Origin of the sequence: Micromonospora sp. NPDC000207 (assembly GCF_040300925.1) — a bacterium.
Classification (GTDB): domain Bacteria; phylum Actinomycetota; class Actinomycetes; order Mycobacteriales; family Micromonosporaceae; genus Micromonospora.
The window spans coordinates 1-19,949 of the sequence record NZ_JBEPEQ010000106.1; the positions used below are offsets into that span (position 1 = coordinate 1).

The 19,949-nt window shown below is 72.2% G+C and carries 19 protein-coding genes; 7 read left to right on the top strand and 12 right to left on the bottom strand.

The genetic code is table 11. The features are described 5' to 3' along the window. Positions 1-103: 103 nt before the first annotated feature. The gene (gene metH, locus ABT336_RS22150; RefSeq protein ID WP_350898619.1) at positions 104-3,619 is read right to left on the bottom strand and encodes a methionine synthase; all 3,516 of its coding nucleotides are present in this window, start codon (positions 3,617-3,619) and stop codon (positions 104-106) included. A gap of 283 nt (positions 3,620-3,902) precedes the next feature. Here metH and ABT336_RS22155 point away from each other — a divergent pair, with 283 nt between their 5' ends. Continuing rightward, entirely contained in the window at positions 3,903-4,772 is an 870-nt protein-coding gene (locus ABT336_RS22155; protein ID WP_350898621.1) for a PAC2 family protein, read from the top strand. 224 nt (positions 4,773-4,996) lie between these two features. After that, complete coding sequence (locus tag ABT336_RS22160) at positions 4,997-5,788, top strand: GntR family transcriptional regulator (RefSeq protein WP_350898623.1); 792 nt, start codon at positions 4,997-4,999, stop codon at positions 5,786-5,788. Between the two features lie 6 nt (positions 5,789-5,794). Here ABT336_RS22160 and mshC read toward each other — a convergent pair whose 3' ends face one another. From mshC to ABT336_RS22190, 6 genes are all read right to left on the bottom strand, one after another. Then, positions 5,795-7,033 (bottom strand): cysteine--1-D-myo-inosityl 2-amino-2-deoxy-alpha-D-glucopyranoside ligase, encoded by a 1,239-nt coding sequence (gene mshC / locus ABT336_RS22165; RefSeq protein ID WP_350898625.1) that lies wholly within the window; start codon positions 7,031-7,033, stop codon positions 5,795-5,797. Positions 7,034-7,112: 79 nt separating this feature from the next. Beyond that, entirely contained in the window at positions 7,113-7,931 is an 819-nt protein-coding gene (locus tag ABT336_RS22170; RefSeq protein WP_350898627.1) for an SCO1664 family protein, read from the bottom strand. Then, complete coding sequence (locus ABT336_RS22175) at positions 7,928-8,512, bottom strand: DUF3090 domain-containing protein (RefSeq protein WP_350898629.1); 585 nt, start codon at positions 8,510-8,512, stop codon at positions 7,928-7,930. The genes ABT336_RS22170 and ABT336_RS22175 overlap by 4 nt, the downstream gene beginning before the upstream one ends. Before the next feature lie 123 nt (positions 8,513-8,635). Beyond that, entirely contained in the window at positions 8,636-9,334 is a 699-nt protein-coding gene (locus ABT336_RS22180) for an MSMEG_4193 family putative phosphomutase (protein ID WP_350898631.1), read from the bottom strand. Positions 9,335-9,495: 161 nt separating this feature from the next. Then, positions 9,496-10,332, bottom strand: a complete 837-nt coding sequence (locus ABT336_RS22185) for an undecaprenyl-diphosphate phosphatase (protein WP_350898633.1) — start codon at positions 10,330-10,332, stop codon at positions 9,496-9,498. Beyond that, positions 10,329-11,381 (bottom strand): LLM class F420-dependent oxidoreductase, encoded by a 1,053-nt coding sequence (locus tag ABT336_RS22190; RefSeq protein WP_350898635.1) that lies wholly within the window; start codon positions 11,379-11,381, stop codon positions 10,329-10,331. Before ABT336_RS22190 ends, ABT336_RS22185 begins: the two co-directional genes overlap by 4 nt. Positions 11,382-11,636: 255 nt before the next feature. Here ABT336_RS22190 and ABT336_RS22195 point away from each other — a divergent pair, with 255 nt between their 5' ends. Both ABT336_RS22195 and ABT336_RS22200 read left to right on the top strand, forming a co-directional pair. Continuing rightward, complete coding sequence (locus ABT336_RS22195; RefSeq protein ID WP_350898637.1) at positions 11,637-12,608, top strand: aldo/keto reductase; 972 nt, start codon at positions 11,637-11,639, stop codon at positions 12,606-12,608. Positions 12,609-12,667: 59 nt separating this feature from the next. Continuing rightward, the gene (locus ABT336_RS22200) at positions 12,668-12,859 is read left to right on the top strand and encodes a DUF5703 family protein (RefSeq protein ID WP_350898638.1); all 192 of its coding nucleotides are present in this window, start codon (positions 12,668-12,670) and stop codon (positions 12,857-12,859) included. A 79-nt stretch (positions 12,860-12,938) separates the two neighbouring features. On the opposite strand, the gene ABT336_RS22205 is transcribed toward ABT336_RS22200, so the two are convergent. Together ABT336_RS22205 and ABT336_RS22210 are read right to left on the bottom strand one after the other, a co-directional pair. Next, the gene (locus tag ABT336_RS22205) at positions 12,939-13,604 is read right to left on the bottom strand and encodes a hypothetical protein (protein ID WP_350898640.1); all 666 of its coding nucleotides are present in this window, start codon (positions 13,602-13,604) and stop codon (positions 12,939-12,941) included. Positions 13,605-13,662: 58 nt separating this feature from the next. Further along, complete coding sequence (locus tag ABT336_RS22210; RefSeq protein ID WP_350898642.1) at positions 13,663-14,991, bottom strand: M20/M25/M40 family metallo-hydrolase; 1,329 nt, start codon at positions 14,989-14,991, stop codon at positions 13,663-13,665. Positions 14,992-15,073: 82 nt separating this feature from the next. On the opposite strand from ABT336_RS22210, the gene ABT336_RS22215 reads away from it, so the two are divergent. From ABT336_RS22215 to ABT336_RS22225, 3 genes are all read left to right on the top strand, one after another. Beyond that, positions 15,074-15,664: a hemerythrin domain-containing protein gene (locus ABT336_RS22215; protein WP_350898644.1), complete on the top strand. Its 591-nt coding sequence runs from the start codon at positions 15,074-15,076 to the stop codon at positions 15,662-15,664. Positions 15,665-15,781: 117 nt separating this feature from the next. After that, positions 15,782-16,783 carry a LysR family transcriptional regulator gene (locus ABT336_RS22220; RefSeq protein ID WP_350898646.1) on the top strand — a complete coding sequence of 334 codons (1,002 nt, stop codon included), beginning with the start codon at positions 15,782-15,784 and terminating at the stop codon, positions 16,781-16,783. Between the two features lie 43 nt (positions 16,784-16,826). Beyond that, a complete protein-coding gene (locus tag ABT336_RS22225) occupies positions 16,827-17,084 on the top strand; it encodes a hypothetical protein (protein WP_350898648.1) in 258 nt (85 codons plus the stop codon). Positions 17,085-17,143: 59 nt separating this feature from the next. Here ABT336_RS22225 and ABT336_RS22230 read toward each other — a convergent pair whose 3' ends face one another. The 3 genes from ABT336_RS22230 to ABT336_RS22240 all read right to left on the bottom strand — a co-directional run. Beyond that, positions 17,144-17,494, bottom strand: coding sequence for a DUF3140 domain-containing protein (locus tag ABT336_RS22230; protein ID WP_350898650.1), 351 nt, complete (start codon positions 17,492-17,494; stop codon positions 17,144-17,146). Continuing rightward, positions 17,494-17,661 carry a hypothetical protein gene (locus ABT336_RS22235; protein WP_350898652.1) on the bottom strand — a complete coding sequence of 56 codons (168 nt, stop codon included), beginning with the start codon at positions 17,659-17,661 and terminating at the stop codon, positions 17,494-17,496. The genes ABT336_RS22230 and ABT336_RS22235 overlap by 1 nt, the downstream gene beginning before the upstream one ends. Positions 17,662-17,673: 12 nt before the next feature. Continuing rightward, a partial coding sequence (locus tag ABT336_RS22240) for an ATP-dependent Clp protease ATP-binding subunit (protein WP_350898654.1) occupies positions 17,674-19,949 on the bottom strand: 2,276 nt, incomplete at its 5' end.

The window sequence follows — 19,949 nt, forward strand, 5'->3', positions numbered from 1 at the left end:
AGTCGTTCGATATCGTTGTGTCTTGTGTTCCGTCGTGTGGTCTTACGATCTGGTGCCTCACGTGGAGGTGAGCGGGGCGTCGGCAGCGCGCACTGCCCTGCGACTACTTGGCGTTGAAGTAGCTGGCTTCGGGGTGGTGGACGACGATCGCGTCGGTGGCCTGCTCGGGCTCCAGCTGGAACTCCTCGGAGAGGGTCACCCCGATGCGCTCCGCGCCCAGCAGTTCGACGATCTTGGCGCGGTCCTCAAGGTCGGGGCAGGCGGGGTAGCCGAACGCGTACCGGCAGCCCCGGAAGTCGGTGCGCAGCAGTCCGGCCAGGTCCCCCGGATCGTCCCCGGCGACGGTACGCCCACCCGGCAGGGTCAGTTCGCTGCGGATCCGCCGGTGCCAGTACTCGGCGAGGGCCTCGGTGAGCTGCACCGAGAGGCCGTGGACCTCCAGGTAGTCGCGGTACTCGTTGGCGGCGAACATCTTCGCCGTGTACTCGCTGACCGGCTGGCCGACGGTTACCAGTTGCAGGGCCACCACGTCGAGCTGGTCGCCCTTGGGGCGGAAGAAGTCGGCCAGGCAGAGCCGCCGTTCCTGGCGCTGCCGGGGGAAGGAGAACCGGGCCCGCTCGCTGTGCCCGTTCTCGTCCAGGATCACCAGGTCGTTGCCTTCGGAGTACGCCGGGAAGTAGCCGTACACCACTGCGGCTTCGAGGACCTTGTCGGCGGTGAGCCGGTCCAGCCAGTACCGCAGCCGGGGGTGCCCCTCGGTCTCCACCAACTCCTCGTAGGAGGGGCCCTTGCCGCCCCGGGCGCCGCGCAGCCCCCACTGTCCGAGGAAGGTGGCCCGCTCGTCGAGCAGCGCCGCGTACTCGGCCAACGGCAGGCCCTTGATCACCCGGCTGCCGAAGAACGGCGGGGTGGGCACCTCGACGTCGAGGGCCACGTCGGAACGGACCGAGGCGTCGTCCAGGTCGGGTAGGGACTCCCGGACGACGGACCGCTGCTTCTCCCGGCGGGCCCGCCGGGCGGCCAGGGCCGCCTCCCGTTCGGCGTCGACCACCGGTGCGCCGCCCCGCTTGGCCGTCATCACCCGGTCCATCAGGGAGAGTCCCTCGAAGGCGTCCCGGGCGTAGTGGACCTGGCCGGGGAAGACCGCCCGCAGGTCGTCCTCGACGAACGAGCGGGTCAGGGCCGCTCCGCCGAGCAGCACCGGCCACCGCTCGGCCACCCCCCGGGTGGCCATCTCGGCGAGGTTCTCCTTCATGATGACGGTGCTCTTGACCAGCAGCCCGGACATCCCGATCGCGTCGGCCCGGTGTTCCTCGGCGGCGTCGAGGATCGCGTTGATCGGCTGCTTGATGCCGATGTTGACGACCTCGTAGCCGTTGTTGGACAGGATGATGTCGACGAGGTTCTTGCCGATGTCGTGGACGTCGCCCTTGACGGTGGCCAGGACGATCCGGCCCTTGCCGCCGTCGTCGGCCTTGTCCATGTGGGGTTCGAGGTACGCCACCGCCGTCTTCATCACCTCGGCGGACTGGAGTACGAAGGGCAGCTGCATCTGGCCGGAGCCGAACAGCTCACCGACCACCTTCATACCGTCCAGGAGCAGGTCGTTGATGATCGACAACGGGGTACGGCCGCTGGCCATCGCGGCGTCCAGGTCGGCTTCGAGGCCGTTGCGCTCCCCGTCGACGATCCGCCGCTTGAGCCGCTCGTCCAGCGGGAGCGCTGCCAACTCCTCGGCCCGGGTGGCCCGAGCCGAGGCGGCGTCGACCCCCTCGAAGGCCTCGATGTAGGCCTGCACCGGGTCGTACCCCTCCCGGCGGCGGTCGTAGATCAGGTCCAGGGCGACCTCACGCTGCGCGTCGGGGATCTTCGCCATCGGCAGGATCTTGCTGGCGTGCACGATCGCCGAGGAGAGGCCCGCCTCGACGCACTCGTTGAGGAAGACCGAGTTGAGCACCTGTCGGGCGGCCGGGTTGAGCCCGAAGGAGACGTTGGAGATGCCCAGTGTGAAGTTGACCCCGGGATAGCGGGTGGCGATCTCCCGAATCGCCTCGATGGTCTCGATGCCGTCGCGGCGGGTCTCCTCCTGCCCGGTGGCGATCGGGAAGGTCAGGGCGTCGATGAGGATGTCGCTGCGTCGCAGCCCCCACCGCCCGGTCAGGTCGTCGATCAGCCGGGCGGCGACGCGTACCTTCCACTCCTGGGTCCGGGCCTGGCCCTCCTCGTCGATGAGCAGCGCCACCACTGCCGCGCCGTGCTCGGCGACCACCGGCATGATCCGCGCGTACCGCGACTCGGGGCCGTCGCCGTCCTCGAAGTTGACCGAGTTGACCACGCACCGACCACCGAGCATCTCCAGCCCCGCCTCGATGACGGCGGGCTCGGTGGAGTCCAGCATGATCGGCAGGGTGGAGGCGGTGGCGAAGCGTCCGGCCAGTTCCCGCATGTCCACCGCACCGTCGCGGCCGACGTAGTCGACGCAGAGGTCCAGCAGGTGCGACCCGTCCCGGGCCTGACTGCGGGCGATCTCCACACAGGACTGCCAGTCGGCGGCGAGCATCGCGTCCCGGAACGCCTTGGACCCGTTGGCGTTGGTCCGCTCCCCCACCATCAGGACGCTTGCGTCCTGGGCGAACGGCACGTGGTGGTAGACCGAGGAGACCCCGGCGTCGACCACCGGCTCCCGCCGAGCGGCCTGCCGGCCCCGCAGCCGCTCGGCGACCACCCGGATGTGCTCGGGGGTGGTGCCGCAGCACCCGCCGAGCAGGGAGACGCCGTACTCGGTGACGAAGCGTTCCAGGGCGTCGGCCAGCTCCACCGGGGTCAACGGGTAGGCCGCACCGTCGGCGGTCAACTGCGGAAGACCGGCGTTCGGCATCACCGACAGCGGTACCCGGGCGTGCTGCGACAGGTAGCGCAGGTGCTCGCTCATCTCGGCCGGGCCGGTGGCGCAGTTCAGCCCGATCAGGTCGATGCCCAGCGGCTCCAGGGCGGTCAGGGCCGCGCCGATCTCACTGCCCAGGAGCATGGTCCCGGTGGTCTCCACGGTGACGTGGACGATCAGCGGCACCTCCTGCCCGAGCTGGGCCATCGCCCGCTTCGAGCCGATCACCGCCGCCTTCACCTGGAGAAGGTCCTGGCAGGTCTCGATGATCAGGGCGTCGGAGCCGCCCTCGATCAGACCGGCGGCGTTCTCCAGGTAGGCGTCGCGCAGGGTGGCGTACGCGGCGTGCCCGAGGGTGGGCAGCTTGGTCCCGGGGCCGATCGAGCCGAGGACGAAGCGGGGCTGGTCGGCGGTGGTGTACGCGTCGGCGGCCTCCCGGGCGATCCGCGCCCCGGCCTCGGACAGCTCCCGGATCCGGTGGGGGATGTCGTACTCGGCGAGGTTGGCCAGGTTGGCACCGAAGGTGTTCGTCTCCACGCAGTCGGCCCCGGCGGCAAGGTACGCCTCGTGCACCCCCCGGACCACGTCCGGTCGGGTGACGTTGAGGATCTCGTTGCACCCCTCCAGATCCTCGAAGTCGGCCAGGGTCAGGTCGGCCGCCTGCAACATGGTGCCCATGGCACCGTCGGTGACGAGGATCCGGCCTGCCAGTACGTCGAGCAACGAGGTTCGCACCCGTACAGGCTAGTGCGCCCGCAGCGGTGCCGACCGGCCCTGTCCGGGGATCCCACATTATGTCGGCGGGATCACCCCGCACCTTTCGTGGTGACATGACCGGATGGCCGGTTCGGCCGATCCTGGCACCCCCCGGAGCGACCCGGCGCGGCCGACGTGCCCGCACGGAACCCGGCCCGTAGGCTACGGACGTGAAGGACAACAGGGACAACACCGCGCCCGGCGGACCGACGATCGGGGCAGCACCCCGGGTCGGCCCCGACGAGCAGGGGGAGGTGACGGCATGACCGAGTTCGACGGACTGCCGGTGCTCCGGTCCCCGGTGGCCATCGCCGCCTTCGAGGGCTGGAACGACGCGGCGGACGCCTCCACCGCCGCCGTCGAGCACCTGGAACAGGTGTGGCAGGCGCGTCCGGTCACCGAACTGGACCCGGAGGACTTCTACGACTTCCAGGTCAGCCGACCCACCATCACCATGGCCGAGGGCGAGACCCGGAAGGTGGAGTGGCCGACCACCCGGTTCACGGTGGCCAGCCCGAAGGGCACCGAACGGGACGTCGTCCTGATCCGGGGCATCGAGCCCAGCATGCGCTGGCGCACCTTCTGCGAACAGGTCCTGGAGATCTGCCACAGCCTGGAGGTCGAGCGGGTGGTCCTGCTCGGTGCCCTGCTGGCCGACGTCCCGTACACCCGGCCCCTGCCGATCAGCGGCAGCGCCTCCGACGCCGGGGCTGCCGAGCGCTACCAGCTCACCCCCACCCGGTACGACGGCCCCACCGGGATCGTCGGGGTGTTGCACGACGCCTGCACCCGCGCCGAGGTCGACGCGGTGTCGTTCTGGGTGCACGTGCCGCACTACGCCAACAATCCGCCCTGCCCGAAGGCCACCCTGGCGCTGCTGCACCGGGTCGAGGAGGTGCTGGACCTGCCGGTGCCGATGGCCGACCTGGCCGAGGAGGCCGCCGAGTGGGAACAGCGGGTGCGCAGCGCCGCCGAGCAGGACGCCGAACTCGGCGAGTACGTCCGGGAGTTGGAGGAGCGCCTCGGCGACGCGGGGATCACCCCGCTGACCGGTGACGAGATCGCCCAGGAGTTCGAGAAGTACCTGCGCCGCCGGGGCGGTTCCGCCGGCCCCACCGCCGGATCCTGGTAACCGGCGCTCTCTTCGGCAACGGCTGGTGCCCGCAGCAGGCACCAGCCGGCGACCTGGGTGGTGTCGAGCACGACCGGCAGCCCCGTGGGGACGCCGGTTGGTGCCCTGAACCTGCTCGCGTGGCCGCAGGAACCCGGTAGGTGACCAGGCCGGGCGTGTCCGGGGTGGTGCCGTCACAGCGTCTAGGGCATCCTAGGAACCTAGCTGTAATCGTGGAGGTGGGTATGCAGATCAACCCGGGGGCGGCCGAGTTCCCGCACCGGCAGATCGCCGCGCAGCTCAAGGCGCAGGTCCGCCGGGGCGACTGGGCGCCCGGTGAGCGACTTCCCTCCATCCCGGCCATCGCGGAGATGTTCGGGGTGGCGAAGCAGACCGTCCAGCGGGCCGTGGACCAGCTGCGGGTCGAGGGTGTCCTGATCACCAAGCCCGGCTCCGGTACGTACGTCAGGGGCACCCGCCGCCGCCTCAACCGGCTCTCCCGGGGCCGGTACGGCGGCTTCCGCGGCTACCACACCGACCTGGCCGCCCGATACCGTCAGCAGCTCGTCTCCGTCGGCCGCTCCCCCGCCCCACCCGAGGTGGCCGACGCGTTCGGGGTGGCAGACGGCACCGACCTGCTCTGCCGTCGGCACCTGGTCCGCACCGAGGACTCCCCGGTCGAGGTGGGCGCGTCGTGGTTCCTGCCCGCCGACACCGCCGGCACGTCGCTGGAGCGGGCCGAGGCGTTCGGTCGGCCGCTGTACCAGGAGGCCGAGGAGGCGATCGGCCGCCGGTACGTCACCGCCACCGACACCATCACCGCCCGCCAGCCCAGCCGGGAGGAGGCCGAGACCCTCCAGATCCGCCCGGACACCCCCGTCCTGCACCTGCTGCACGTCGCCTACGACGAGCGCCGTAGACCCATCGAGGTCGCCCAGGCCACCTGGCCGGGCCCGATGACGACCCTGACCGAGGAGTACCGGGTCCCGGCCCCCGCCGCCGACCCGGACCCCGATCCCGGCCTGGTCCTCGGCTGACCGGGGTCAGAGGCGGACACCCAGGAGGGCGTCGACAGTCGCGGCGAACAGGGCCGGCGCGGCCGGGTCGTCGGCGACGCCGGACAGGGTCGCCTCGGCGAACTCGTCTGCCACCCGCAGCGCCCCGGGAGAGTCGAGGTCGTCGGCGAGCCGGTCGCGGAGCGCGGCCAGCAGGGCCGGTCCGTCGGGGCCGGCGGGGGCGGCTGCGGCCCGACGCCACCGGTCCAGCCGGTGTCCGGCGGCGGCGAGGAGGTCGTCGGTCCAGGTCCGGTCGGTCCGGTAGTGCCCGGTGAGCAGGGCCAGCCGGACCGCCATCGGGTCGACCCGGTCGGCCCGGAGCCGGGAGACGAAGACCAGGTTCCCCTTGGACTTCGACATCTTCTCGCCGTCGAGCCCGATCATGCCCGCGTGAACGTAGAAACCGGCGAACGGGGCCCGGCCGGTCAGCCGTTCGGCGTGCGCGGCGGAACACTCGTGGTGCGGGAAGATCAGGTCGTTGCCGCCGCCCTGCACGTCGATCCGCTCGCCGAGCAGGTTCAGGGCGATCACCGTGCACTCGATGTGCCAGCCCGGTCGGCCCGGTCCCAGGTCCCCGCCGGACCAGGACGGCTCGTCGGGGCGGGCACCGCGCCACAGCAGCGGGTCGAGGGGGTCACGCTTGCCGGCCCGCTCGGGGTCCCCACCCCGCTCGGGGAAGATCTTCAGCATCTCGTCCCGGGACAGGTTGGACTCGTAGCCGAACCGGGGGGCGGCGGTGATGTCGAAGTAGACGTCGCCGGTGCCGTCGTCGAGCCGGTACGCCGCCCCGTCGCCGAGCAGCTCCACCACCCGTGCGGCGATGTCCGGGATCGACTCGACAGCGCCGACGTAGTGCTCCGGTGGGATGATCCGCAGCGCCTCCATGTCCTCGCGGAACAGGGCGGTCTCCCGCATCGCCAGGACCTTCCAGTCCTCGCCGTCGCGCTGCGCCCGCTCCAGGAGCGGGTCGTCGATGTCGGTGACGTTCTGCACGTACCGCACCGACCGGCCGGCGTCGCGCCAGACCCGCTGGACCAGATCGAAGGCGATCATGGTGGCGGCGTGACCGAGGTGGGTGGCGTCGTACGGGGTGATCCCGCAGACGTACAGGGTGGCGTCACCCTCGCCGGTGTCCGGGTGCACACCCTGCCGAGCGGTGTCGAACAACGCCAGCGGGCCGCCCCGACCCGGTAGCCGCGGCACCTCGTGTCCCACCCAAGAGTCCATGACCATCAGCCTAACGACGTGTTGACCAGCCGGAAGTCGGCTGCACAGTGATCAAGGCGACAGCCCGGGACGGATGGGTTCAGATCGGCGGCCAGGGGAAGACCGGACCGTCGCGGGGCGGCAGCGGAAACCGGCCGGTGGAGCGCAGCCTGTCCACCCGGGCCCGTAACGCGGCGACCTCGCCGAGGGTCAGGTGGTGGGCCACCTGCTCGCCGAGGTCGGCGTCGAGCCGGTCGGCGAGGACGGCGAGCGCGGCGACCAGGTCGGCAGGCAGCGTCCGGCCCGCCCACCCCCACAGCACCGTCCGCAGCTTCTCCTCCACGTGGAAGGTCACCCCGTGGTCCACGCCGTAGATCCGGTCGTCCGGCCCGACGAGGACGTGTCCACCCTTGCGGTCGGCGTTGTTGACGACAGCGTCGAACACCGCGAGACGGGCCAGCCGGGGATCGTCGGCGTGCGCCAGGGTGTACGCGGTGCCGTCGTCGTCGCGGGCGGCGGCGATCGGGAACCAGCCGGGCGGCACCGCGTCCGCCGCCACGAACCCGACAAGCGGGGCGGCGCCGTCCGGCTCGTCGATCCACCACTGGCAGGAGCCGGTGCCGAACGGCCCGTCCCGCAGCACCGTCGGGGGGACCAGTTCCCCACCGAGAGCCTCGGCGACCAGGTACGCGGCGACCTCCCGGTCGGCGAGGGTGCCGTCGGGGAAGTCCCAGAGCGGACGCTCACCGCGAATCGGCTTGTAGACGCAGTGGGCGCTGACCCCGTCCAGGGTCAGCGTCCCGCGCAGTGTGGTGTTGGAGGCCTCGACCAGCCGCCCGTCGACGGTGAGGACACCGTCACGGAGCAGCCGACGCACTGCGGCACCGTCGGGACGGGGCCGAAGGTCCGACGAGGTCACCTGTGGTAGCCGTTGTGCCGCGGGCAGAGGTGCCCGACGGGATCCAACGGCTGACCGCAGAGCGGGCAGGGTGGGCGGCCCGCGTTGACCACCCGCTTGGCCCGTTCGATGAACTCCCGGGTCGCCTCCGGGGTGAGCCGCACCCGCAGCCGGTCGAGGTCCTCGTCGGGCTCCTCGTCGTCGTCATCGTCGTCATCGTCGTCGAGCTCGTCGGCCAACTCGACCTCGGCCTCGACCTCGCCGACGGCGATCGCCTCGATCACCACGGTGGCGGTGTCCACGTCGAAGGCCAGCCCGAGGGTCCCGACCCGGAACTCCTCGTCGACCGGGGTGTCCAGCGGGTCGTTGTCCCCGGTGACGGGGACGGCCTCGGGGACCTGCACCCCGAATCGACGTTGCGCCTCGGCGAGCAGCTCCTCGAGCTTCTCGGCGAGCAGGGAGACCTGCACCTTCTCCAGCGCCACGCTGACCAGCCGGCCGCCGCCCCGGGCCTGGAGGAAGAACGTCCGCTCTCCCGGCGGCCCGACCGTCCCGGCGACGAACCGCTCCGGCGGCTCGAAGGCGTGCACCTGGTGGGTCATACCCACGACCCTATCGGGCGCGGTACGGCACCGCGTACCCCCACCGACGCACAATCGCCACGCCCCGGTGAGCGCGACGGGACGGTGCAGGTCGGGTCGGGTCGGGCGGCGGTCACGGCGTCCTCACCGGGTCGTCCCCGCTCCCCCGCCGACCGCGGCGTCCGAGTCGGCCGGACGGCGACGTCGGCGGCGCGGCACGGGGGGCACCAGACCGGCCAGGTCGCCGCCGGTGTCGTTGAGCCGGACCAGGAAGGGGCGCAGCGGTGTGTACCGGATCGCGGTGATCGACGCCGGGTCCGCGACGAGACGTTGGAACAGGTCCAGGTGCAGGCCGAGGGCGTCCGCCACGATCGCCTTGATCACGTCTCCGTGGCTGCACGCCAGCCAGACCGCCTCGGGGCCGTGTTCGGCGGTGACCCGGGCGTCCCAGGCGCGGACCGCGCCGACCGCCCGGGCCGCCATCGCCGCCATCGACTCGCCGTCGGGGAAGACCACGGCGCTGGGGTGCTGCTGGACCACCGGCCAGAGCGGCTCCTTGGCCAGCTTCTTGAGCGCCTGCCCCTCCCAGGTGCCGTACCCGCACTCGATGAGGTCGTCCTCGACGACCGGGGTGGCCTCCGGCACCGCCAGTTCGAGGGTCTGTCGGCACCGCACCAGCGGGCTGGTCACCACGGCGGCCAGCCGGAGGCCGCGCAGCCGGTCGCCGACGGCCGTCGCCTGGGCCCGGCCGGTGTCGTCCAGCTCGACCGGTTGCCGACCGGCCAGCCCGCCGTCGGCGTTGGCTGTCGTGCGGCCGTGTCGCAGGAGCAGGAGGGTCGCCACCCGACCAGCCTAGAACCTCCGGGGCGACGCCGGGTCCCGCTCGCTGCGGCGCGACGGTACGACACCGGGTCCCGCCCGCTGCGGCACGACTGTGGGATGCAGGCTGCGGCACGGCGACGCCCCCGTCACCCGGGTCGGGCGGCGGGGGCGTCGTGGGTGGCTCAGGTCGCGGAGATGGTGCCGGTCAGCAGCAGGGCCAGGACCAGGGTGCCGACCGCCACCCGGTAGAGGACGAAGACGTACAGGGTGTGGTGTGCGACGAAGCGCAGCAGCCAGGCGATGGCCGCGTAGCCGACGCCGAAGGCGATGATGGTGGCCACCACCATCTGCGCCACGCTCGGTGCCGAGGTGCCCGGCGCGGCGGGCGCGAACACGTCCGGGATGCTGAACAGCCCGGACATCACCACCGCCGGGATGGCCAGCAGGAAGGAGTACCGCGCCGCGGTCTCCCGGGTGAGGTTGAGGAAGAGACCGGCGGTGAGGGTGCCGCCGGAGCGGGACACCCCGGGGATCAGCGCCATCGCCTGGGCCAGTCCCATCACCACGCCGTCGCGCATCCGGAAGTCCTTGAGGGTACGGGTCTGCCGCCCCCAGTACTCGGCGAAGGCCAGGACGAACGCGAACACGATCAGCATGGTGGCGACCAGGTAGAGGTTCCGGGCGGTCTCCCGGATCTGGTCCTTGAACAGGAACCCGATCACCCCGATCGGGATCGACCCGACGATGACGTACCAGCCCATCCGGTAGTCCAGGCTGCTGCGCACCGAGCTGTCCCAGATCCCCAGGATCCAGGTACGGCTGATCCGCCAGATGTCCTTGGCGAAGTAGAGCAGCACCGCCGCCTCGGTGCCGAGCTGGGTGACGGCGGTGAACGACGCCCCGGCGTCCTGGTCGAAGAAGATCGCCGAGGTGATCCGCATGTGCCCCGACGAGCTGATCGGCAGGAACTCGGTGAGCCCCTGGACGATGCCCAGGACGATGGCCTCGATCCAGCTCACTCGCCGACTCCGGCCAGGTCGAGGGCCTCGGCGACGGTGCGCAGGGTGCGGGTCCCGGTCTCGACGTCGGCGGCGAAGAGGGTCACCGACAGGGTGGTCACCCCGGCCTCGGCGTACTGGCGCAGCCGGTCGGCGATGCGCTCCTTCGGCCCGAGCAGCGAGGTCCGGTCGATGAACTCCAGGGGCACCGCTGCGGCGGCGTCGCGCTGCCGACGGTCCAGGTACAGGTCCTGCACCTCGCGGGCGGCGTCGCCGTAGCCCATCCGGGTGGCGAGCTGGTTGTAGAAGTTCTGCTTGCGGCTGCCCATCCCCCCGACGTAGAGGGCGGCGTACCACCGGACCAGTTCCGCGCAGGAGTCGACGTCGTCACCGACGACCACCGGCACCGACGGCACCACGTCGAACCCGGCCAGCTCCCTGCCCGCCCTCGCCCGCCCGGCCCGGACGCTGGCCAGCTGCTCCTCGGCGAACTCGGGGGCGTAGAACACGGCGAGCCAGCCGTCGGCGACCTCCCCGGCCAGCTCAAGGTTCTTCGGCCCGACCGCGGCGAGGTAGATCGGGATGTGGTCGCGGGGCGGATGGAAGCCCAGCCGCAGGGCCTTGCCGGGCCCGTCGGGCAACGGCAGGGTGTAGTGCTCGCCGTCGTAGGCGACCTCCTTGCGGCCCACCGCCATCCTGACGATGTCGACGTACTCCCTGGTGCGCGCCAGGGGCTTGGCGAACCGTACGCCGTGCCAGCCCTCGGACACCTGCGGCCCGGACACGCCGAGGCCGAGCCGGAACCGGCCGCCGCTGAGGGTGTCGAGGGTGGCAGCGGTCATCGCGGTCATCGCCGGGGTCCGGGCGGGGATCTGCATCACCGCACTGCCCAGGTCGATCCGGTCGGTCTGCCCGGCCATCCAGGCCAACATGCTGGGCGAGTCGGAGCCGTACGCCTCCGCCGCCCACACCACCGAGTAGCCGAGCCGATCCGCCTCCCGGGCGAGTGCCAGGTGGGCGGCGGGCGTGCTCCACGCCGTCTGGTATCCGAGGCTGAGCCCGAGTCGCACTGGTCCTCCCCATCCGAACCCACAACCAGTCGCATCAGGTTACGCAACCCCGCCGGTGTGTCCGACCCCGCCTCACCCGGCCCGAACCGACCGGGTCGACCTGCGGAAATCCGACACCCCGACGGGTCACCGGCGACGATCGGGGCGATGAACAGGCGTCCGGGCCCGCAGCGGACGCCCGTTCCCGCGCCGGGCCGGTCAGGGATGACGGCGGCGAGGATATCGGTGCGCCTCGTGGGCAAATAAGGTTCACGCATGCAACAGCGACCGCTCGGCCGAAGCGGGCTGGCGGTATCCCGGCTCGCGCTCGGCACCATGACCTGGGGCCGGGACACCGACGCCGACGACGCGGCTGCCCAGCTGAAGAGCTACCTCGACGCCGGGGGCAACCTGGTCGACACCGCCGACGTGTACGCCGACGGCGACGCCGAGGCGGTGATCGGCTCCCTGCTGGGCGGCCTGGTCCCCCGCGACGAGCTGCTGATCGCCACCAAGGCGGGGCTGCGGCCCGGCAACGGACGGCGGCGCGACGGCTCCAGGGGGCACCTGCTGCGTACCCTGGACGCGTCGTTGCGCCGTCTCGGCACCGACCACGTCGACCTGTGGCAGGTCCACGGGTACGACCCGGACACGCCGTTGGAGGAGACGCTGGCGGCGATGGACCACGCGGTGGCCAGCGGCCGGGTCCGGTACGTCGGGGTGTCGAACTTCTCCGGTTGGCAGACGGCCAGGGCCGCCGCCTGGCAGACCGCCTGGCCCGGGCGGGCCCCGGTGGTCGCCGCCCAGGTGGAGTACTCCCTGCTCGAACGGGGGGTGGAGCGGGAGGTCCTGCCGGCCTGCTCGGCCCTGGGACTGGGGGTGCTGGCCTGGTCGCCGCTGGGCCGGGGGGTGCTGACCGGCAAGTACCGGCACGGTCGCCCGGCGGACTCCCGGGCCGCCTCGGCGCACTTCGAGCGCTTCGTCGCCACGTACCTGGAACCCCGGTGCTCCAGCATCGTGGAGGCGGTCGCGACAGCGGCGGGGGGCCTCGGGGTGTCACCGCTGGAGGTGGCGCTGACCTGGATCCGGGACCGGCCGGGGGTGACAGCGCCGATCCTCGGCGCCCGGACTGTGGGTCAGCTGCTCGGCGCGTTGCAGGTGGAGCGGATGGCCCTGCCGGCGGAGATCACCACCGCCCTGGACGACGTCGCGTCCATGCCTGTCGGCTACCCCGAACGCGACGGCTGACCCGCCCGTCGGGGCGTCGGGGTGGCGGATCCGTGGGGGCAGGGCGCAGCATGGGGCTCATGGAGTACGAGTACGCGCCCCTGCGGTTACCGCCGAACGTCGACAGGTTGACGGCTGCGGCGCAACTGGCGATCCAGGCGGAGTTCTCCGGGTGGGAGCTGGCCCGGGTCCAACTGTTCCGGGACGGCACCCGTCAGGTGATGTTGCGGCGTCGACGGGTCAACCAGCCCCAGCCCGGCCTGTCGTACTGAGGGGGCCGCCCGCCGAACGGAGGAGCCCCTCGCCCCCGACGGACGGGGCGAGGGGACTCCGGGGTCCTCGGGGTGGCGGTCAGCCGGCCCGGCCGACGGCCTCGTTCTCCCCGTCGAGCTCCAGGAACGGGTGCTCGTCGAGGCGGCCGACCAGCCGGTCCTCGGCGCCCGGCTGGAACGGACCCACCGGGTCGTCGTCGTCGAAGGCCTCCAGGTCGACCGGCTCGGCCACCTCGCTGACCATCACCACGCCGTCGAGTGGCTCCAGCTCGGGGACGTCCAACGCGCTCAGCGAGCCGTCGCCGCTCTGCAGCAGCTCCAGCACCGCCTCGCCGACGCCCTCGACTGGGGCGGGGTCGTCCTCCTGGGGGGTGCCCTCCCGGCGGGCCACCTCGGCGGCCCGGATCAGCGCCGTGACGCTCGGCACCCGGAAGTCGCGCCGCTGCCGCACCGACAGGATCGTCGGGTGCGGGTCGTCAGCGCCGGCCGTGCTGTCGCCCCCGCCGAGGCGTTCGTCGGCCTCGTCCGGGTCGATCGAGTCCACGTCCCAGGGCGTGACCTCCCCGTGGGCGGCGAGCAACCGCTGGTCGTAGTCGTACGAGGCGTTGTTCAGCTCGACGTAGGCCTGCCACACGTCGTCGTCGTCGACCCGGCCGTCGCCGGCCCGGACAGCAGCCAGGTGGGCGCGCGCGGCCTCGATCACCCGTTCCAGGGCGACCTCCAGCTCACCGTGCTGGTCGGTCATGTGCCAATCCCTCTCGCCTCGGGGTTCGCGGGCCCGGAGAGTCGTTACCGGGACGCGGCTAGCAGCTGCGCAGGAACCGGTCGAGAACCCGCACGCCGAACTGTAGCCCGTCGACCGGCACCCGCTCGTCGATGCCATGGAACAGTCCCGAGAAGTTCAGGTCCGGGGGCAGACGCAGGGGGGCGAAGCCGAAACAGCGCATGCCGAGCCGGGCGAAGGCCTTGGCGTCGGTGCCTCCGGAGAGCATGTACGGCACCGGTCGTGCCCCCGGGTCCTCGGCGCGCAGGGCGGCGGACATCGCCTCGACCAGGGCACCGTCGAAGGTGGTCTCCAGGGCCGGCTGCCGGTGCACGTACTCGATGTCGATGTCCGGGCCGACCAGCTCCCGCAACTGCTGTTCCAGCAGCTCCGACTGGCCGGGCAGGCTGCGGCAGTCGATGGTGGCGCTGGCCCGGCCGGGGATCACGTTGTCCTTGTAGCCGGCGGCCAACCGGGTCGGGTTGGCGGTGCTGCGGACCGTCGCCCCGATGATGTTGGCGATCGGGCCGAGCCTGGCGATCGCGGTCTCCGGGTCGTCGGGGTCGATCTCGACGCCCAGGACGTCGGAGACCTCCTCCAGGAAGGCCCGGACGGTGGGGGTGACGGTGACCGGGAACCGGTGCCGACCGATCCGGGCCACCGCCTCGGCGAGGGCTGTCACCGCGTTGTCGTCGTGGATGAAGGAGCCGTGTCCGGGGCGGCCCTTGGCGTGCAGGCGCAGCCAGTCCAGTCCCTTCTCGGCCGTCTCGATCAGGTAGAGCCGGCGGTCCTCGTCGATGGTGTACGAGAACCCGCCGACCTCGCCGACGGCCTCGGTGCACCCGTCGAAGAGGTCCCGGTGGTGCTCGACCAGCCAGTGTGCGCCGTACTCGCTGCCGGCCTCCTCGTCGGCGGTGTACGCCAGCACGATGTCGCGGGGCGGCCGGTAGCCGGTGCGCTGCCAGTGCCGGACCACCGCCAGCACCATGGCGTCGAAGTCCTTCATGTCGATGGCGCCCCGACCCCACAGGTATCCGTCGCGGATCTCGCCGGAGAACGGGTGGACCGACCACTCGTCGGCGTCGGCGGGCACCACGTCGAGGTGTCCGTGGACGAGCAGGGCGTCGCGGCCGGGATCGGTGCCGGGGATCCGGGCCACGAGGTTGGCCCGACCCGGTGCCGACTCGTGCAGCTCGCTGGTCACCCCGACCTCGGCGAGCTTGGTGGCCACGTACTCGGCCGCCGCCCGCTCGCCGGCGCTGGTGGCGAGGTCGCCGGTGTTCGTGGTGTCGATGCGCAGCAGGTCCCGGCAGAGGTCGACGACCTCGTCGGTGGGGGCGGGCGGGGCGGAGGCGGAGTGGGTGGTCACTCCTCCTTATACCAGCCGGCCGGAGCTGGGCACGGTTTGGTGGTCCCGGCGCTCGGGTACCGGCGGCGACGAGGAGGTCACCGTGACCGTTCACCTGCCACCGCTGCCGCCCGTCCCCGGTGAGGGGTACCGCCCGGGCGGGCCCCATCTGCTCGACATCGTCGCCGCCGAACACGACGACCTTCGGAGCCTGCTCGACGAGGCGACGGCGCAGGGCGTCACGGCGCAACGCCGCCGGGAGGTGATCGGGGTGTTCACCGCCGTGTTGACACGTCACCTCAGTGGGGAGGAGCAGTACCTCTTCCCCGCCGCCCGGCAGGTGTTGCCGGACGAGACCGAGCGCATCGACCGGGAGGTGGCGGCCGACGCCGAGCTGCTGGGCGCCGTCCGGGACCTCACCGAGGAGGGCCTGCCCGACCTGGGCGAGCGGCTCCGCCGCCACGTCGACGGGGTGGGTGCCCTGTTCGAGCCGCTGCGGGCGCACGCCGACGAGGAGGAGTTGATCCGGTTGGGGAACCGGTTCGAGATCGCCGAGGAGGCCGCGCCGACCCGTCCGCACCCGGGAAATCCCCACACTCCACCGTGGAACCGAATCGTCGACCCGGCCGTCGGAGTGGTGGACAAGGTCCGGGACGCGGTCACCGGACGGCACACCCGTCGATCCGACCTATGAGTCAAGAGATCGATATCTGACGATAGATGTTGACCTGCACCTTCTCGCGCTCCACTAGAAGTTACCGCTCGGTTACAGGACTTTTCGCCGGTCCGTCGTGGTCATAACGTCACCCCCATGAATCTGGAGTTGCGTCACCTGAAGGTGGTCTGCGCGATCGCGGAAACAGGGAGCGTGACCAAGGCCGCGTCCACACTCGGTCTGGCCCAGCCGGCCCTCACCGCGCAACTGCAGCGCATCGAACGGACCCTCGGCGGGCCGCTGTTCGAGCGGGACCGGCGCGGCGCCCGACCGACCGCCCTGGGCGAGCTGGTCCTGTCCCGAGCCCGGGTCCTGCTGCCGGCGATGAAGGGGTTGCAGGACGAGGCCGCCCGGCTGGCCGGGTCGGTCGACACGCCCCTGCGGTACCGCTTCGGCGGGGTGAACAGCCCCATCCTCGGCCGACTGGTGCACCGGCTCACCGCCGAACACCCCCAGGCCCAGATCACCACGTACGCGTCGTGGTCGGTGGACGAGCTGGCCCAACTCGTCGCCGCCAGCCGCCTGGACTTCGCGCTGACCGGTGTCTGCGGGGACTCCACCCCGTCGGCGGAGTTCGGGCTGACCTGGCGGGAGGTCTCCATCGACCCGGTGGTGGTGCTGCTGCCCGAACAGCACCCCCTCGCCGGGCGGGACGAGGTGAACCTGACCGACCTGCGACACGAGCACTGGGTGGCCGCCCCCGGGGACGGCTGCTTCGGCGACTGTTTCGCCGCCGCCTGCGCCCGCGCCGGGTTCACCCCCCGCAAGGTCTACGAGACCGACGTACGCGGCAGCATGGACCTGGTCGAGGCCGGGGAGGCGGTGGCGTTGTGCCAGGCCACCTTCAGACCGGTCGCCGGCCTGGTGACCCGACGGCTGACCGGCGCGCCCCTGCGGTGGCGGCTGATGCTGGGCTGGCACCCGGAGGCCCCCGCCGCCGGCGTGGCCGACCTGGTCACCGAGACCGCCGTCGCGGCGTACACCGACTCCCTGGCCGCCCATCCGGACTACCTGTCCTGGCTGGCCGCCAACCCCGACTTCGGCGTCCGACGCGCCGACCCGGCGGGTGGGGCCGCCGCCGTGACCCGGTCGGCCTGACATCGCCGGGTGCGAACGGCCCGACGGCGGGTATCCGGTCGGCATGACCGACCTCTACCCGCCCGCCGACGACAGCGAGGACGTGCGCCGCACCGCCGCCGCGCACACCGCCGCCTCCCGCGACGTGGAGGCGTTCCTGCGTCGGCTGCCCGGCGCCCCCGGCCCCGCCGACGTCGCCGAGTACGCCGCCCTGCTCACCCGCGAGGAGCTGCTGCGCGCCGAGCGGCAGGCCGCCGCCGACGCCGCCGGTCTGCTCCTGCCCAGCCTCGACGACGACACCCCGGACGTCACCCCGACCTGACCCCGCGCAGCGAGGACCCGCCGGGACGCGTCGGTCCCGGCGGGTCGGACGTCTGCCCGTCAGCCGACGGTGAGCGGGTCGTGCCCCAGGTCGAGCAGCCGGTGCCGCCAGTCGTCGTCGGCGGCGCCCCGGGGCGGCGGGGCGGCGGTCAGGTCGTCGATGCGTCGCACCGCCTGCCGCATCACCTCCACGTCCCCCGACGTCAGGTCCACCTTGCGTTTACGCAGGACGGCGAGGATCTGCCGACCCGGCTCCGGCAGGTCCAGGTCGGGGTCCGGGCCGAACGCCCGCTCCCCCGACCCTCGGGTGAGCAGCCACTGCCGCAGCTGCTCGGAGGGCATGTTGACCCGGGCGTGGAAGTCCTCCCACAACAGCTCGACGTCCGCGTCGAGTCGCGTCTCGCGTACCATCAGCTCTCCTCTCCGGACGCCGACCCGGACTCGGGCGGCTCACCGTCACCGGCCAGTGCTCCCGGACCCTCCGGTGGCACCTGGATCCGGGCCGGGTTCGCGGTCGGACGGGCCTCGATCGGCTCCACCCGCTCGGCGGGGTCCTCCCCCAGCTCAGGCTCGGTCACCGGATGCCCCGCTCATCGGGGGTGCGTCGTCGGGGCCGAGGCGTGACCGCCCTCGGCACCGGCGACCACGTCGAGGGTGAGCCGACCGTCGCGGGCACCCACCAGCACCTTCTGCCCCGGCGACATGGCCCCCTCCAGCAGCATCCGGGACAGCCGGTTGTCCAGCTCGCGTTGGATCACCCGACGCAGCGGACGGGCCCCGAACTCCGGCTGGTAGCCGTGCTCGGCGAGCCACCCCACCCCCGCCTCGGTGACGTCGATGTCGATGTCCTGGGCGTGCAACCGCCGCCGGGTCTCCTCCAACATCAGCTCGGTGATCTGCCGCAGCTGCTCGGCCTCCAACCGACGGAAGATGATCACCTCGTCGATCCGGTTGAGGAACTCCGGTCGGAAGTTCTCCTGGAGCCGACGCATCAACCGCTCCCGCAGCTCGTCGCCCTCCCGGTCGGTGCCCGGCTCGCCGGCCCCGAACCCCACCGCCCGGCCCGTCCCGGTGATCAGCTCCGACCCCAGGTTGCTCGTCATGATCAGTACGGTGTTCTTGAAGTTCACCGTCCGCCCCTGACTGTCGGTGAGCCGCCCGTCGTCGAGCACCTGCAACAGGATGTTGAACACGTCGGGGTGGGCCTTCTCGATCTCGTCGAGCAGCACGACGGCGTACGGGCGACGACGGACCGCCTCGGTGAGCTGCCCGGCCTCCTCGTACCCGACGTACCCGGGGGGCGCACCGACCAGCCGACTGACAGTGTGCCGCTCCTGGAACTCGCTCATGTCCACCCGGACCATCCGGTCGGCCTCACCGAAGAGCGCCTCGGCCAACGCCCGGCCCAGCTCCGTCTTGCCCACCCCGGTCGGCCCCAGGAACAGGAAACTGCCCATCGGGCGGTTCGGGTCGGCCAGCCCGGTCCGCGACCGGCGGACCGCCTCGGCGACCGCCCCGACCGCGTCGTCCTGGCCGACCACCTTCTCGTGCAGGTGGCCCTCCAGACGCAGGAGCCGGTCCCGTTCCTCCTCGGTGAGCTGGGCGACCGGGATACCGGTGGCCCGGGAGACCACCTCGGCGATCTCCTGCGGCCCCACCTCGGGCACCTGGGGCAGGTCCTCCTCGCCCTGGGCGCGGCGGATCCGGTCCTGCAACTCGGCGAGCCGGTCGCGCAGCGCCGACGCCCGCTCGTACTGCTCGTCGGCGACGGCCTGCTCCTTGTCCCGCCGTACCTCGTCGAGTTGCTGCTCCAACTCCCGCACGTCCGAGGCGGGCGTCCGGGTCCGCAGCCGGACCCGGGCCCCGGCCTGGTCGATCAGGTCGATGGCCTTGTCCGGCAGGAACCTGTCGGTGACGTACCTGTCGGACAGCTCGGTCGCCGCGACCAGCGACTCGTCGGTGAACCGAACCTGGTGGTGCGCCTCGTAGCGGTCGCGCAGCCCGCGCAGGATGGTGACGGTGTCCTCGACGGTGGGTTCGGGGACCAGCACCGGCTGGAAACGGCGGGCCAACGCGGCGTCCTTCTCGATGCTGCGACGGAACTCGTCGAGCGTCGTCGCCCCGATCACCCGCAGCTCCCCCCGGGCCAGTGCCGGTTTGAGCATGTTGGAGGCGTCCATCCCGCCCTCGCTGCCGGCCCCGCCCGCCCCGACCAGGGTGTGGATCTCGTCCAGGAAGATGATCAGCTCGTCGCGGTGGGCCCGGATCTCGTCGATCACCTTCTTCAGGCGCTCCTCGAAGTCACCCCGGTACCGGGTGCCGGCCACCAGACCGGCCAGGTCGAGCTGGACGACCCGCTTGCCGAGCAGGGTCTGCGGGACGTCGCCGTCACAGATCCGCTCGGCCAGCCCCTCGACGATCGCCGTCTTGCCCACCCCGGCCTCACCGATGAGGACGGGGTTGTTCTTCGTCCGCCGGGACAGGATCTCCACCGCCTGCTCGATCTCGTCGGCGCGCCCGATCACCGGGTCGATCTGGTCGTTGCGGGCCAGGTCGGTGAGGTCCTGACCGTACTGGTCGAGGGTGGGGGTGCCCCGGTCCGGCTTCGGACCGGTCATCGGGCCGCGTTCGGCGTTCGCCGCCTGCAACGACTCCGGCTGGATCCGACCCGCCGACAGCATCCGCCCGGCCGGTGACTCCGGGTTCAGCGGCAACGCCATCAGGATGTGCTCGGGGCCGATGTAGTTCGCCCCCATCGCCCGGGACAACTGGTGGGCGTCGAGCAGGGCCCGCTTCGCCGCCGGGGTCAGCGACAGGTTCGGGGGCACCTCCCCCCGGGGCGCACCGTCGCCCCGCCCGCCCAACG